The 15482-nt window shown below is 48.6% G+C and carries 11 protein-coding genes; 5 read left to right on the top strand and 6 right to left on the bottom strand.

The genetic code is table 11. The features are described 5' to 3' along the window. The first annotated feature begins 553 nt into the window (after positions 1–553). Positions 554–2869 (top strand): catalase/peroxidase HPI, encoded by a 2316-nt coding sequence (gene katG, locus TW77_RS19045; protein WP_046006558.1) that lies wholly within the window; start codon positions 554–556, stop codon positions 2867–2869. A 57-nt stretch (positions 2870–2926) separates the two neighbouring features. Here katG and TW77_RS19050 read toward each other — a convergent pair whose 3' ends face one another. Beyond that, complete coding sequence (locus TW77_RS19050) at positions 2927–4111, bottom strand: GTP-binding protein (protein ID WP_046006559.1); 1185 nt, start codon at positions 4109–4111, stop codon at positions 2927–2929. 292 nt (positions 4112–4403) lie between these two features. Continuing rightward, entirely contained in the window at positions 4404–6032 is a 1629-nt protein-coding gene (locus TW77_RS19055) for a methyl-accepting chemotaxis protein (RefSeq protein WP_046006560.1), read from the bottom strand. 594 nt (positions 6033–6626) lie between these two features. Here TW77_RS19055 and TW77_RS19060 point away from each other — a divergent pair. After that, a complete protein-coding gene (locus TW77_RS19060; RefSeq protein ID WP_046006561.1) occupies positions 6627–7013 on the top strand; it encodes a thiol-disulfide oxidoreductase DCC family protein in 387 nt (128 codons plus the stop codon). An 89-nt stretch (positions 7014–7102) separates the two neighbouring features. On the opposite strand, the gene TW77_RS19065 is transcribed toward TW77_RS19060, so the two are convergent. From TW77_RS19065 to TW77_RS19075, 3 genes are all read right to left on the bottom strand, one after another. After that, positions 7103–7480, bottom strand: coding sequence for a hypothetical protein (locus TW77_RS19065; protein ID WP_046006562.1), 378 nt, complete (start codon positions 7478–7480; stop codon positions 7103–7105). A gap of 233 nt (positions 7481–7713) precedes the next feature. Next, entirely contained in the window at positions 7714–8580 is an 867-nt protein-coding gene (locus TW77_RS19070) for a lipase secretion chaperone (protein ID WP_052713277.1), read from the bottom strand. Continuing rightward, positions 8577–9494, bottom strand: a complete 918-nt coding sequence (locus TW77_RS19075; RefSeq protein ID WP_046006563.1) for a lipase family alpha/beta hydrolase — start codon at positions 9492–9494, stop codon at positions 8577–8579. Before TW77_RS19075 ends, TW77_RS19070 begins: the two co-directional genes overlap by 4 nt. A gap of 678 nt (positions 9495–10172) precedes the next feature. Between TW77_RS19075 and TW77_RS19080 the strand changes: the two genes are divergently transcribed. Genes TW77_RS19080 through TW77_RS19090 form a run of 3 tightly spaced genes read left to right on the top strand, consistent with a single transcriptional unit; the run spans position 10173 to position 14491 of the window. Next, positions 10173–11189 carry a ferritin-like domain-containing protein gene (locus TW77_RS19080; protein WP_052713278.1) on the top strand — a complete coding sequence of 339 codons (1017 nt, stop codon included), beginning with the start codon at positions 10173–10175 and terminating at the stop codon, positions 11187–11189. A gap of 11 nt (positions 11190–11200) precedes the next feature. Next, positions 11201–13369: a LodA/GoxA family CTQ-dependent oxidase gene (locus tag TW77_RS19085; protein ID WP_046006564.1), complete on the top strand. Its 2169-nt coding sequence runs from the start codon at positions 11201–11203 to the stop codon at positions 13367–13369. A gap of 9 nt (positions 13370–13378) precedes the next feature. Then, positions 13379–14491 (top strand): tryptophan 7-halogenase, encoded by a 1113-nt coding sequence (locus TW77_RS19090; RefSeq protein WP_046006565.1) that lies wholly within the window; start codon positions 13379–13381, stop codon positions 14489–14491. A gap of 85 nt (positions 14492–14576) precedes the next feature. On the opposite strand, the gene TW77_RS19095 is transcribed toward TW77_RS19090, so the two are convergent. Next, positions 14577–14921, bottom strand: coding sequence for a hypothetical protein (locus tag TW77_RS19095; RefSeq protein WP_046006566.1), 345 nt, complete (start codon positions 14919–14921; stop codon positions 14577–14579). Positions 14922–15482: the final 561 nt, after the last annotated feature.

Below are 15482 nucleotides of genomic sequence, written 5' to 3' on the forward strand. Positions count from 1 at the left end.
CCATCCGATTGGATGACCTACTTTTTACCTAACCCTACAACCTGAAAAACTGCGGTTTTTTCGCCTGACAGAAGACAGACTGAATGCTTCCGGTGTCTTACATCTTACTTTGTAACTAAATTTAATTATTTAGATTATATACACAAAAAACAGCTATTAGAACATTTTTTGTCTTATTTATCATATATTAAGAGTTTAATATTTAAACCTAAAATCAACATATATACACATTAAAGAAACAAAGAAAGGCTATTTTGTTTGCGCTTGAATTCTCATTCAAAGCTGTAAATGGTACAGACAAATCCCAACGCAAAACCATTACACGTTATTACACGCAAATAAAAACTGAGCCATCATCAGATAAAACCAGCACTTTACGACGAGACTGCTGAAATAGTGACCATGATTGATTTTTACGAATGCAGGCATCTATAAATTCTATTAACAATTTTGCAAACCTGTAACTATACTCGCTGAGAATTAAGCAAATGTACTGGCGGCTGGGTAGGATTTGGCTGGTCGGCAGGCATTTCACAAAAATAAGGTAACCACTATGACCACAAAAGTATTCAGAAAATCAGCCTTAGCCGCCCTGGTAAGTATAGCGGTAACAGGCCTCAGCGCCTGCGCCAGCAACAACGACCTGCAACAAGGCAGCCAGTCACATGGCGAGATCAGCAAGCCTAAAGGCGCTGTCGGGTCTGGCAATGTGCCTATGGGCGTGGCCAAATCCAATCAGTTCTGGTGGCCGGATCAGCTAGATTTATCTCCTTTGCGCGACCACGACGGCCGCTCCAATCCACTGGGCGAAGACTTCGACTATGCTATGGCATTCAACAAGCTGGATATGGCGGCGCTAAAGCGTGATATGAACGAGTTACTCACTACATCACAAGACTGGTGGCCAGCCGACTGGGGTAACTACGGACCGTTGTTTATTCGCCTGGCCTGGCACAGCTCAGGTACCTATCGTACGTTAGATGGCCGTGGTGGTGGTGATGGCGGTCAGATGCGCTTTGATCCGCTCAACAGCTGGCCAGACAATGGCAACCTGGACAAAGCCAAGCGCCTGTTGTGGCCGCTTAAGCAAAAGTACGGTGCGCAAATTTCCTGGGGCGATTTGATGATCCTGGCCGGTACCGTTGGCCTTGAAAACATGGGCTTTAAAACTTATGGCTTCGCCGGTGGGCGCACCGACGATTGGGAACCAGACTTAGTCTATTGGGGCCCTGAGGTTGAAATGCTGGCCAGTGATCGCGAAGAAAAAGACGGTAAATTACAACGCCCGCTGGGTGCTACACACATGGGCTTAATCTACGTCAATCCGGAAGGCCCTAAAGGTAAGCCCGATCCGGTAGGCTCGGCCAAAAACATCCGCGTGGCGTTTGGTCGTATGGCCATGAATGACGAGGAAACCGTGGCGCTTATCGCCGGTGGTCACACCTTTGGTAAAATGCACGGCGCGCATAAGGCCAGTAAATGTGTGGGTAAAGAACCCGGTGGAGCCGCCATTGAAGAGCAAGGCCTTGGCTGGAAAAACAAATGTGGTAAAGGCCACTCTGAAGATACCGTCACCAGTGGCCTGGAAGGCGCGTGGACTCAGGCACCTACCCGCTGGACTACGCTTTACCTGCAAAACCTGCTGAACTTTGAATGGCAGCAAACACGCAGCCCGGGCGGTGCCATTCAGTGGATCCCAACCGATGAGGCACTGCACACCTCGGTACCCGATGCACATGTCAAAGGGAAGTTTAATTCACCAGTGATGACGACCGCAGATCTGGCACTCAAGTACGACCCGGAGTATCGCAAAATTGCCGAGCGCTTTTTGGCCAACCCTGAAGAATACCGTCTGGCCTTTGCCAAAGCCTGGTACAAGCTTACGCACCGCGATATGGGTCCGCGTGCCCGCTACCTGGGCAATACCGCCCCTGATGAAGCGTTGATCTGGCAAGATCCGGTTCCGGCTGTAGATCATGCATTGATAAACGAAGCCGATGCCAAAGCCATTAAGCTGGATATTCTGCAAACCGGGATCAGCGTACCGGCGCTTATTCGCACTGCCTGGGCGTCTGCTGCCAGCTTCCGTGCCTCGGATATGCGCGGTGGTGCCAACGGTGCCCGCATTATGCTGGCACCACAAAAAGACTGGCCAGTTAACAACCCGGATGAGCTATCGTCAGTTTTAAATCAGTTGCAAGCTGTACAGGCGCGCTTTAACCGCGCAGCCGGTGGCACTAAGCAAGTCTCTATGGCCGATGTGATTGTGCTGGCAGGTGCAGCCGCAGTTGAACAGGCAGCCAAAAACGCCGGTATTACGGTGTCTGTGCCCTTTACCCCAGGGCGCACCGACGCAACTCAGGCACAAACCGATGTGGAATCATTCGCGCTGCTTGAGCCAAAAGCGGATGCGTTCAGAAACTACTTTGACGTGAATGCCAGCTACCGCTCACCAACCGAAATGTTGGTTGATAAAGCCGATCAGCTCAATTTAACTGTGCCAGAAATGACGGTGCTGCTGGGTGGTTTACGTGTACTGGGTGTCAATGCCATGGACTCTCAGCACGGCGTATTTACCGATAAAGTGGGCACGCTCAGCAACGACTTTTTCGTCAATCTGCTGAGCATGTCTCATCAGTGGCAAAAAACCAGCCAGGCAGGTTTGTACGAGAGCATAGACCGCAGCACGGGCAAAAAGCGCTTCACGGCCACCAGTGTGGATTTGATCTTTGGCTCAAACTCAGAGCTGCGCGCCGTGGCCGAAGTCTATGCCTATGACAACGCCCAGCAAAAATTTGCAGAGGACTTTGTTAAGGCCTGGCACAAAGTGATGCAGCTGGACCGTTTTGATTTGCGTCATCAGTTGTAATCCTACCCAAAATGTCAGCGCCTGCAACAGCAGGCGCTGACGCTTTTTCTAGAAAACTCAGTCAATAGGGCAAGTTACACGCCCTACAGCGACAACCTGATCATGCTGGCGGACTTCGAATTTTACACCCGCTTTCATCGCCATGGATTTGCTTAGCCTGACGGTCACGTTAAGCTCATCGCCCGGCACCATCATTTCAATGTCCCGAGGCCAGCTTGCTGTGCCTGCCACGTCCAGATAATGCAGTCTAAAGTCACCTTCAAATCCATTGTGCAGAGGCGTTTTACGTCCGCCCTCATCGCCGGTCAAACAATAAAGCAGCGCTTCGAAACGTGTATATGGCTTAATTGACCCGTTTTTACCGAGTACCATACCTTCTTCGATATCTTCTCTATCGATCCCTTTTAAGCCTACAGCAGCCAATTCAGTGGCTTGTGCGCTGTCTTTAAGCCTTCGCTCGACCTCAATACTGGAACACCGTGTGTGCTGAGTATCCCGAATACCCACAAGTTCCAGCTCGTCGTTTTTATAAAGCGTGCCACTTGTTATTCTGCTACGCGCAAGTGTATCGCGCCAACTTACCATAAAGATATCTTCAACAGGCATCACAAAGGGCTGATCCTTCAGAGGCACAGGCGGAACAACATAGTCTTCCATTGCCTGGACTAACGCTTTGATGCTTTTTTCCCATTTGGGGTCTCCTTCAAGCGCTTTTTTAGCCGAGCCCACGATCACCGGGCTCAAAGCTCTGTCATACCCCGCCTCCTCTAGCTGCTCTGTGATGAGAGACGCCATCTCACTGATAAACGCTTCGTCGTGTATCTTGTCGGCTTTATTAATATAAACAATGACATTACCAATACCCATCGAGCGCAGCAGCCTGAGATATTCATCCGTTTCGCGATTAAAGCCGACATCAATGCTAACCACAAGGATGGCGGTGCCCATCCTCAAATGACCTGTGATCAGCCCTTTAACATAGTCCATATAATCGGGGCAGTCTGAATGAAAGTAAACGTATGATTTTGAGACATAATCGACCATTGAGCTACGGTAAGTTACACCTGCATTTGTGGTGTACTCAGGCGCATCGTCGATTGAGGCAAAGCTCTGCGGTGCTGATAAGTGTTCTTTTGCTAACACATGCGTTATCGCGGCGGTTAAGGTCGTCTTACCATGCCCTTTAGCGCCGATTGTACCAACATAGATGTATGTTCTATCGTTTTCATGATTATCTGTCATTGTCGATTCCTTTACAGCTTTTAGCCTAGTTCGCTTTCATTATGAAGGGCGTTTTACTTTATTATCAATGACACAGTATTACACCAACCGAATAGCCAAGTTGTCTCTGGCTGGTTTGCAGGACTTAAAAAGGTAAATGATGAAGACAGCGCTGCCCAGATAGGCGATGAGCCCAGCCTGTTTTTGGGGTAAGAAAGCGCCACCAACGCAAGGCATTCGGCGATTTCTTCGCGGGTATAATTTACTGCCGGGGAATTTACGCTTTTAACTCCCCGACATCAAAGAGGTGCTATTACAATTTAAACTGCTCGACACTGGACTTGAGGCTGTGGGCCAGCTCACTGATATCATGACAGGCATGGGAGATTTGATTGGCTCCCTCGGTCATCTCAACACCGGCTACATTAATGTTCTCAATATTGCGGTTGAGCTCCTCAGAAACCACAGACTGCTCATTACAAGCCGCCGCTATCTGCGTGCTCATTGCTGCAATGCTGTCGATCTCCTGTTCAATCTGGCTGATGGTTTGGCTAACCGTCTCGGTTTGCTCCACGCACACATCAATCCCGGTCTGACAGGTGCGTGTGGCTTCCCCCGTCTCTTTGGACTTTTGTTGCAAGTCACTGACAATTTCAACGATTTGTGTGGTTGATTCCTGAGTACGGCGTGCCAGTGAGCGTACTTCGTCGGCAACGACTGCAAAACCACGGCCCTGCGCACCGGCACGGGCGGCTTCAATGGCAGCATTCAGCGCCAGCAGATTCGTTTGCTCAGCAATTTCACGGATCACGTCGACTACCACGTTGATATTCTGCGCGTTCTTTTCAAGGTTAACCGCCAGCTCGCCCGCATGCGTTACGGTTTCTGCCACCGCGGAAATATGCGACATGCTGCTTGTCAGTGCCGTACTGCCCTCGCGCGATTTCATGTGGGCCTGGTTAGCAGACTCCGCCCCCATTTCGGTGCTTTGCGCCACCTCAGATACGGCGGCCTGCATCTGGGTCATGGCAGAGGCCACAGACTGCAATTCGTTTTGCTGGTTTTCCATGCCTTGGGCGTTTTGTGCCGAAATCATATTCACTTCTTCAACCGCGGAAGAGAGCAAGATAGCGCTGTCATTAATTTTCACAACAAGGCCATTTAACTGCTGACGCATTTTTTCCAGTGACACCAGCAAAGAGCCCAGTTCGTTGCTGCCTGCCGAGTCAATATCAATGCGGGTACTTAAATCGCCATTTGCAATGCTGCCGGCCAGGTTCATGGCTTCTTCCAAAGGACGTCTAATGGCCCCGCTGAGCACAACACAGATCAGCGCAATCATCACAGCGCACACCAAAGTACAAATGATAATGGCCGTGATCACGGTTTTGACAGCACCGATGGCTGATGACTCAGCATGTCCCACATTGTCACTGTTGATTTTCTCCAGCTCACTTAGCTCGTCCATGGCCTTGGCGAAGACGGGATAGCTGTTCAACACCGTCTCATTAGCGCGGTTCACTTCACCACTGCGCACCAGCGCGTTAAAGTCCGACGTAGCCGCCGCATATTTTCGCCAGGCAGACTCAAACGCCTCGAACTGGCGGCGCTCCTTTACGCTTACATTAAGCTGGCTGTACAGCGCAATTTTACGATTTACCCCGGCGCGTAAGTCTCTCAGAATGCTCAGCCACTCGCTCATTTCGGGGTGGTCCGGGTTCATGGTGGCACCAAACTCATCTTTACGAATGGTAGTGAGCTCTATCTTTAAGTCCTTAACGATTTCTACCGAAGGAATACTGGTTTGTACAATTGAATCAAGATCATCGCTGATCCCTCTCAGTCCGTTATAGGTCAGCAGACTCACTGCAAAGAAAACAAAAAATACCGAAAAAAAGCTCAAACTTATTTGTTTGGTAATGGATAAATCTTTTATTGCCATGCTCTTTGTAAAGCTCCCTAATTTAACAATAATTCAGACGAATAAAAAACCGCCAGAGATACTAAAACCAAATATCTCTGGCGGCTGTTTTTAACCTGAAAAAAGAGTGCAAAATACCAGCGATTTTATGTGTAAAAATGGCATAACCATGCAGCATGTTTGTACACAATAAAGCCGGAGCCTAACGCCTGAATACGGATTAGCCCGGGTATGTTTTTTACACAACGACTCATTAAGTAATCGAAATATTATAATTAAAGACCGCCGCTGATTGAACACCATAATTATTAATGGCTTGGCTTTATGTTATTGATTAGATGATGAAACATCACTAAATATAGAGAAAGAAAAAACCAAAAGATCATCTTTTACACACTTAGATCACAAAGGTTGGACATAGTTACAATTAGCCCTTTTAAGAGGTAAATAGCTTAGCTCTTGCGTCTGCTGAGTTCGTTTTTTACCGACATACAATTCGACGGTTGCACGGTCTTATGAAGAAGATAACACTCTGAAATAATATGCAGACATACGCCGGCAATGATCTTATTATTTTACCAGTGCGTATTGCGTTAAAAACAACCGGATAAGCTAATGAGCGAACTCACCATATTTTATGACGGCAGCTGCCCTTTGTGCGTTAAGGAAATGACTGCACTGACCAAACGAGATAAAGCACAACGCATTAAAACGGTCGATATTTTAAGCGACGAATTTGCCCGCTACCCTGGCATTGACCCGGAAAAGGCAAACACAGTTTTGCACGCGCTGGATGCCAAAGGTAATCTGTTGCTGGGTCTGGATGTTACGCATCTGGCGTGGCGATTAGTGGGAATGGGTTGGCTGTACGCGCCACTCAGATGGCCTGTCATTAAGCCCATCGCTGATAAGTTTTATTTACTGTTTGCCAAAAACCGCTATCGCATTTCTTACTGGCTGACTGGCAAGTCTCGTTGCGATAGCGGCGTGTGCCGAAAGTAATCCGGAGCCTGGGCGTGAGCAGTCAGTTAGTTCGGGCGTCATACTGTTTATTATTGCCTAAGGCTGACTGTGCTTGAGTCTGATGTGTTTTACAGGTCCTGTACTTTAACATCTACACTGTATTTCCACATGTCAGTACCCTCCTCTCCCATCTCTATACTGCCACTGCCGCCCTCATCGCTGATAGAGAATTCGGGCATATCCATATGAGAGGATCCCTGTTCATAGATGCAAGACATTTTTCCATGTAACACAAGCACCTGTTCACTCTGCCTGGACAGCAAACCGGTGTATTTACAGTCACCTGAGCGCACAGTGTTAACCTGATCGAGAGACTGGAGCACAAATGACGGAAACTGCCTGTCTGACACCGCGTCTTTTACGCTTACAGTCACGATGTAGTTGGTTGATGACATCGCCAGGCCTGGCACCCCCATAAACAACAAAGCCAATACAGAATTTCTCATTCCGATTTATTTACCTCTTTCTTAGCCATGGAGAGAAAACGCGCGTTCAACGCCATGCCTTACTTCAAAAAAACATATCTCTGGCACGCACAATCAAGCACGTTACCTCAATGTCACTGCGCATCGCATTATACCAGAGCGGTTGAGTCAGTACCTGAAACCACACAGCGCTTTTTGTAAAGGTTCGTTATAATTTGTTATGCAAATAACCAGTTAGGAGTTTGCCCGGCAAGTCACTGTGAATTAGCTAAGACCACTGCCAGCCTTTTTTGTTCTGTGTCTGTGAACATAGACGCCCTCAGCGCAGCCAGTGCCGATTGCTGCGCTCCCCCGCTCTGGCCAGCCTGTATCTCTGCACGTCGCTGCTTAAATTGAGCGACTCGCTCTCGCCATTGCTGCTGCTCTTTACGGGTTTGCATCAGGCGTGCAGCCGCTTCATCGCCATACTCGGCGCTGAGTTGATTGTAATCCATAGTCTGCCAGCCTTGTTTTAGTGTGATCAGGGTTTGGGTCGCCACTATGGTTTCTCGCTCTTCTTGTGGGAGCTGACTGATGTGTGCATCAATAAGTTCGCGCCGTGCCTGTTCGCTGAGCGATTGATCAGACAGAATTTGCCAGCGCTCCAGTGTCTGCGCATTCCAGCGGTTCTCATCCGCAAACCAGGCAGCGATCACCTCATCTGAAAAGTGCTGACCCTGAAGCGTTTGCAGTGCCTCAAAACGCTCGTGAACCGTAAGCGTGTTTTCTACTTCTGTCAGCGCCTGTTTATAGTTCATGTAGTCATGGGCCAACGCTTGCAGGCACAGTGGTAAACGGTGCGTATAGTGAGCCCAGTTTTGCTCCAGCTGCTCGCTTTGCAAAGCTAAGATCCAGTCATCAAGCTGATGCTTATGGGCTTTGACGATTGCGCCGCAATGCGCAGCCTGTGCTGGCATCGCGACATGAGATTGTTGGGCAATCGTGTTTGGCGCCTCTGTCACCGGGCGCTCACTGGATGCTACGGCGTGAGCCGTGCCTGTACTGGCTGGCTGTCCAGCCAAATACCAAAGCCAGGCACACAACCCGATACAGCTGAGTGAAAGCAGACGCCAGTGCCTCATAGATTCAGACCTTTCAGACGACGAATATGCTGACGGTAAATTGTGAGCGGATCGGTCTCGAACAAATGGTGAACCCCGATAGTTTGGTTAACTTGGTCCAGGTGATTCATCTTGAAGTCGTTACCAATCACATACCCCAGGTTACTGGAGCAAGCCGATACCAGGCCATCATTGGCTTCGTCAAACACACCTGAGAACAACAAGAGTGCATTATCTGTTGGGTCTAACAGGTTGGTCCACGCCCGGCTGCCGCTCCACGAGAAGTAGTAAACGCCGTTGTCGGCCAACATATCACCTTGAGCGCAATACTGTTGTGGTACACCTTCAGGGTATTTTTGATTAAACGCCAGAGTGCCTTCTGTGGTCAGTGCACTCAGCGCTTCAAGTGCATCTTTAGGTGCTGTGGGCTTGCCCGATAACAGGTCAATCAACCCGGCTAAACCGTTGGCCAGTGACGCCAAAAACTGCTCTGAGAACGACCCCTGATCGACACCACCACGCACCACATCAGCAAAACGGCTACCCCAGTTAACGCCCCCAATGCTGGTCACTGAGGCGACCCATTGAGGTTTAACAGACGCCACATAACGAATGGTTTGCGCGCCCTGACTATGACCAATCAGATTCACTTTGTCTTTGCCAGTGAGGGCTCGGATCAGTGCAACCTGCTCAAGCAGCTGCTCGCCACGCAGCTCAGAGTTATGTGCAGAAGATACCTCAGCCACATAGACGTTGCCGCCCTCCTGACGGATAACCGAGGGCACGCGATAGAAATAATCCACGCCCAGCAGATTGTCGAAGCCAAACAGGCCATGAACCAGCACAACAGGATATTCCAGTTCATCACTACTGTGCGCCAGTTGTGCAAAGAGTGACATAATACTGAGTAAAACAGTGAGTGTTATTTTTTTCATTTATTTGCTCCAAAAATTACAATTTAGCAACAAAAGGCTAGCTCAAGGTGGTAAGAGGTCAAGCCTCTTAGAGCAAAAAATGAACAAAAACTTGCTTTTAGAAGTAAAGGAAAAAACATATGCAGTGCGATGGAGTGTCAAGCAATACGCTTATAAACCTGATTTTTTTGAATATTTTTACTTACCAAGCTTCTGACAGAGAAGCATGATTTTTGCCTATTCAATTAATGCGAAAGTTAGGGTAATTACGTAAAAACTGGATAATTCTGGTTTGCATCGGTTATTGATTTTGCTGCATATCCGGTTTGAAATCGCTCTGCCCACAAAAAGCCGATTTTGAATCGGTGTTGCCTAAAAAAATGTGTCGCATTTCCAGTTAATTGAGGGCACACCAACGGCTGTAATGCCAATGTAATGTCGGGTTTGGTTGATTTGTCGTTTACTTGAACTAGCTTTTGATTAGACAAATGCATCGCCCGGATTTTCCGGGCGTGATAATGCCGTTCGTTATCACGCCTCGAAATTTCAAACCTTGTCTCTTCTCTATGTACCGTCGAAGTCTGCTTGCAATACATGGTTAAAAGCATTCGGGAATAGGTAGTTCGTGTGGGTCGCACGTAAGTTCCTTAAAGCAATAAGCACTCATGCGTAAGCAGCTTAACCCATAAAGGAACTAGCATGATTAAACTCGAAAACCCGTCGCCGCGTCTGGTGGCTAAAAAGCTAACACCGCCATGCAAAGTGCAACCCGGTCACTGGACCATAGAGGAACTGCGCGCACATTTGCAATGGGCTGTGGATGTTGAAATGTATACCATCCCGTTTTATATGGCAGCCATGTATTCCATCAAGGATCAGTCCACCGAAGCGGGCAGGCTTGTAAAGTCCGTGGTAAACCAGGAGATGCTTCACCTGCAATCTGCTGCAAATATCGCTAATGCGTTTGGCACAAAGGTTGAGATCACAGCGCCTCCGTATGGCGGGGAAATCCCACATCTGGATTTTGACCTGGATGATCCTAACCCTAAAGATATTTATCAGCCCTACTCAACAGAGATTGGCCCCTTTGACATAGAACGACTGAATACCATGTGTATCATCGAGTACCCGGTCTGGCCTGGCGATAAGGGATATAATAATACCCGACCTAAAGATCAGTATGGTTCAATTGGTGAGCTATACAACGCAATCAAGCAAGGGTGTGAGGAGTGCACTGATTACCTGACTGGCAATGTTAATCAGGTAAATCACTTTGCCGGATTTTACCCGGATACCCAGCTAACTGTGACAAAAGACAAAAATGACGGCCTGCCTCAGGTTGTTAACCTGATTGATTTAATCACAGATCAGGGTGAAGGCTATCAAAAAGATGCGCAGTATATCCCGCCGGAATATCAAAATAATGCCGATGATATTCAGCCAACATGGGATCACTATGAGAAATTCACCTATTTACTGAGACAACCATTGCCCGACACCTATCCTGTCACCTCATCGGACAGTGAGCGACAAGAAAGCCTGCAACAAATTCAGTTACAGCACTTTAGCGACTTTCTGGAGATCATGAACACCACTTTCCAAACAGGTAAAACGCCGGACGACTTTGCAGTCGTGATGTACAAAAATGGCGCTGCAATCTCGGCGTGCTGGCAAAATGGCGTGTTGCCTTTGTTTTCAATGCCAAATGACGAATAAGGAAAGTTATCATGTCTAAAACACTATTTAAAATTCACCCTGCTATTGGCATTGCACGCGTTGGTAACAGTGAAGAATATTACCTTGCGCCGGAGAGCATTGCGGCGCTACCTCAGCCCGGCAAACCGCAAAAAACCACCGGCGGCCTGCCGCTGGACCCCGCAACAGACAAAGTAATCACCAGCTCTCAGTTGCGAGATAAGCATGGCGCATTTAAACGTCAGGCGGCGCGTTTTCGTGTTTTCGCTTACACCGGAGTTGAGCAGCCGAGTTACCCGGAGCAAGGTGAATGTCAGGAGCTGACTGTCGGTGCCTGCTTTGAGGGCAAAACTGTCATCAACATCAAGTGGTGTGTACATCTGGCGAATAAGAAATCGGCCTGGTTTGTAAACGACGACGACCATGGCGTGGTTGCCTACGAAAATGGTAATGTTCCGGTTTTACGTAACCTGTCCGAAGGCCTGGACCCGTACAACGAAACCCGTTTGTCTCGTTTAGTGATCGATGCCGGCCCGCGGGTGGTAGACCGTGAAAATACTCAAGCTGAGTTTGATAATAGTGAAGTGGCGGCTTACCTCAAAGATGGCAACAAAGTTGAAGTGGCAGATTACCCTAAATCCTTTCCTTATATGCATTTCGACTATCTGGATATCCCAAAGAAAAATGAACAAGTGCACAGTGCACAGTTTAAAATCGAGGATGTTGTTGAGCGCAGTGATATGCACAAACCTCGCACTGCTTGCGGTATCACCAGCCTGGGAGAGCTGCATACTGACGACAAAGGACGCCTGATCGTGGCGGGCGGCTACGGTAAAGCCGTAGGCTGGAGACTCGACAGCAAAGACAAGCCAGTGCCAATTGAAGGGCCAGTCAACAATGACCAGTGGTTTGATGATACGTCGGATGGTCCGGTTACCGCAGTGGTTGAATTTGACGACGGCAGTATTGAAGAAGTATTTGGCGGCTGGGCGGTTGTAACTGACCCCAGTTATGCACCACAGACGCTGAATGTGGTGTCTTTGTTCGATGAAGCCTACGATACCTTTGTCAGAAAGCTGAACCTACAGCCTGAATTATACCACGATGGTAAGTTTAACCCGGACTACAAACCAGCATTTGACGACCACATAAGGCCCATATTTAAAGCCACCGGGCAGCAGCTGTGGAATGCCTACTTACCCGAAATTGCCATACAAGCGCACAAATCGGTAGATGCTATCACCGCCGAAGATGACCCTGACAGCACCATCCTGGCTGGTTTAGCCTATATTCGTCAGCCAAACCCGGGAACTGAGGCCACTTGGCGCTCGCAGTCGATTGACGAAGGTGCCCCGCTCATGCCACTGGCGTTGGGTGATTCAAGCGCAGCGGGTGGCAAGCCCTTTTTGACCCCCACCATTACGCAGTATCAGTTCCTGCATAGCTGGTCGAATCATAATTATGTGCATGGCAGCACACAAAAACTCAGTGAGGGTGAGTACCTGGATCGGGCTACCCTGCAAAACTGCCTGGGAGGACGCTTTAGTCCGGGCATTGATATGACCTGGATCATTCGGGAACCTGCGATGTATCAGGATTGGCTGACCGGTGCCGGACCTTTCCGGATCAAGCATAAACCGCTTAACTACACTAATGTGCATACCGATAAGCCATTTTTGGGGCTGGGCTGGATCCCTCAGCACGAAGACGTTGAGCATTTAGGTTTAGAGCCTGGCGACGCCACCAAGTTTATGGCCCTGCCCTGGCATGCGGATTACAATTCCTGCGCCATCCACCAGACTTCTCCCAATGAGCTCAACTCTGAAACCCTCTACTGGTCGTGGCCAGCGCAGCGTCCGGTCACGGTGTATGTGGCAGAAGACTATGATATCAGTAGCGATGAACTGCCGGCGCCGCGATACTCAGTCCGGGGCCCCGGCACATATCCACAGGAAAACAGCCCTCAGGATAAGCATGACTTGGCAAATGCCGGGCGCTTCTGGGAGTACAGGGAAATGCTGACCAAATGGGATGATATCGGCGTGGTAGTACAAGGCACGGTCATTGATGATGGCAAACCGTATCCTGACGAAGTATACCTTGAGGTCGAAAGCAGATTGTCGAACTATGAACCTGAGTTAGCCGATCCGACTCCCTGGCCGATGATCGGTGGCAACGGCACGGCAACGAAGAAGAAATAAGGAAACAATATGAGCGCGATTGATAACAACAGGGAATTTGACGTAGTCATAGTGGGTGGTGGCCCGGCAGGGGCAGCGACCGGGATCGCGCTACAGAATATCGGCGTCGGCAAGGTGTTTGTTGCCGAAGCTGGTACCTACAGTAAGCCTAAAATTGGTGAGAGTATTCCGCCCGATACCCGTAAACTGTTTCAGCGCCTGAACATTGCTGACGCCTTTGAACTGCAAGGGCATGAGCCATGCCTGGGCAGTTTCTCCTGCTGGGGCAGCGAGCAATTGGGCTTTAATGACAATTTATTCAACCCTTTAGGCGCAGGGTGGCACCTCGACAGACGCCGTTTTGATAAATTTATGGCAGATCAATTTACACAAGGTGGTGGCCTTCTTGCCGGTGAGACACGCTTTGCGTCTGTATCGGTTGCTCACAACGCCACCTACCCATTTCAGCTGTCTTTTGATAACCAGCCCCCAGTGCGATGTCGCTTTGTGGTGGATGCCACAGGTCAGCCTGCCATTGTCGCGCGCAAGTTCGGGGCACAAATCAAGATGCAGGATGCGATGTTAAGCATTGCCGCTTACTTTGATTGCAAAGATACCGACCTAAATGCGCTAAAGCTTACCTTGCTCGAAGCCATCAACCTCGGGTGGTGGTACTGCGCATCGATCCCCAACAACCAACTGGTGGTAAGCCTGACAACCGACGCAACTATTGCCAAAGAATATGCTCTGAAAGACCCCAAAAATTGGTTCGCGCTGTTAAATCAAACCGCCCATCTTGCAGGTCGCGTAAACACACTCGCGCCCCCTGCTCACTTACACTACTGGAAAACGCCTTCCAGTTTGTTAAACCCACCAGCGGGCAATGGGTGGCTGGCAGTTGGCGACGCGGCCTCGTGCTACGACCCAATCAGCTCTCAGGGCGTTTACAAAGCGCTGGCAACGGGGCTCAAAGCAGCGCAAGCCATCGCAGACTGGCTGGACAACAAGCCAAACACGCTCGGGGAGTACCGACAATACATAGGCAACGAGTTTATTAATTACCTCACTCAGCGGGAGTATTTTTATCAGCAAGAGCAGCGCTGGCAGGACGCCTTATTCTGGCAGCAACGACAAGCAAGCTGACAATAGCGTTTCCATTGGCAAAGAACAAAAAACGCCCGTAAAGTCGGGCGCTTTTATCCTAAACGTTAACTGAGTGGGCATTGCCTTACTCACCGCCTTTTAGCCAGTCAGACTTTTCGTAGGTGTACTCTATATTAAAGCTGCTGTCCGGGTAGAGGATAAAAGTCAATCCCCAGATCTGCTCATTGGCTGTTTCTAGCAAATTATCGCGAAGAAAGAAGACAGCTCGCCGTAAATCAGCCCCAGCTTGCAATGGCAAGCTTTTTCCAATCGGTTGAGAGCTCACCCCATTGAAATATTTCCAAACTTCCCTTGAAGTTGCGCCATCACCTATTTCCATCTTCAACTCAAGCCTGTCAAACTGTTCATTTGGCTCAAAGTGTGCGAATAACACGTTCGCTATTGTGTTATATGCTTGTTCCGTATTCATAGTTCATACTCACCACTTACTTACTGTTTAAACCTATAAATTTTCTCTATACCATCCACGATGGCGCTCACTTCTATAGTACATTTTCAAAGATAGGACATTTTCAAAGACACCCAAGTGTAAATTCACAACACAATGTTGGCTATGTAATTCCTGTTAGGTGGCTGTACATATAACTCACTTTGATATTTTTATTTTTCATACTGTTATGTGAGAGGCATGATTTTTGTCTTTGCAATTGATGCACGAGTTAAGGGATTTACGTAAAAATTGGACAATACTGATTTGGAGTAGTTATTGATTTTTCTGCGTTTTTGGTTTGAAACAGCCCGCCCAGAGCGCGGGAATCTTGAGTGGGTGCCATTTTAGTGTGTAGGGGCGCTTCAGGAATTGCATTACTAATAACTGGGGGGATTTACCGTGATTTAGTTCAGTTTTATCACATCGCAATCTGGTAGTGTTCAATTTTCTGTGTCATTTCGATAAGTTAAGATACAAAAAGAGAAATGACCCATGACTACACAAAAATTTGATTTAGATTCTGTATTGAAAGCGCTCCAG

Origin of the sequence: Pseudoalteromonas rubra (genome assembly GCF_000967655.1) — a bacterium.
GTDB lineage: Bacteria > Pseudomonadota > Gammaproteobacteria > Enterobacterales > Alteromonadaceae > Pseudoalteromonas > Pseudoalteromonas rubra_A.

Coding starts and splice junctions, on each gene's coding strand:
- TW77_RS19050 (WP_046006559.1), bottom strand. CDS start 4,111: ATGACAGATAATCATGAAAACGATAGAACATACATCTATGTTGGTACA.
- TW77_RS19085 (WP_046006564.1), top strand. CDS start 11,201: ATGTCTAAAACACTATTTAAAATTCACCCTGCTATTGGCATTGCACGC.
- TW77_RS19090 (WP_046006565.1), top strand. CDS start 13,379: ATGAGCGCGATTGATAACAACAGGGAATTTGACGTAGTCATAGTGGGT.
- TW77_RS19075 (WP_046006563.1), bottom strand. CDS start 9,494: ATGAAAAAAATAACACTCACTGTTTTACTCAGTATTATGTCACTCTTT.
- TW77_RS19060 (WP_046006561.1), top strand. CDS start 6,627: ATGAGCGAACTCACCATATTTTATGACGGCAGCTGCCCTTTGTGCGTT.
- TW77_RS19080 (WP_052713278.1), top strand. CDS start 10,173: ATGATTAAACTCGAAAACCCGTCGCCGCGTCTGGTGGCTAAAAAGCTA.
- TW77_RS19055 (WP_046006560.1), bottom strand. CDS start 6,032: ATGGCAATAAAAGATTTATCCATTACCAAACAAATAAGTTTGAGCTTT.
- TW77_RS19065 (WP_046006562.1), bottom strand. CDS start 7,480: ATGAGAAATTCTGTATTGGCTTTGTTGTTTATGGGGGTGCCAGGCCTG.
- TW77_RS19095 (WP_046006566.1), bottom strand. CDS start 14,921: ATGAATACGGAACAAGCATATAACACAATAGCGAACGTGTTATTCGCA.
- TW77_RS19070 (WP_052713277.1), bottom strand. CDS start 8,580: ATGAGGCACTGGCGTCTGCTTTCACTCAGCTGTATCGGGTTGTGTGCC.
- katG (WP_046006558.1), top strand. CDS start 554: ATGACCACAAAAGTATTCAGAAAATCAGCCTTAGCCGCCCTGGTAAGT.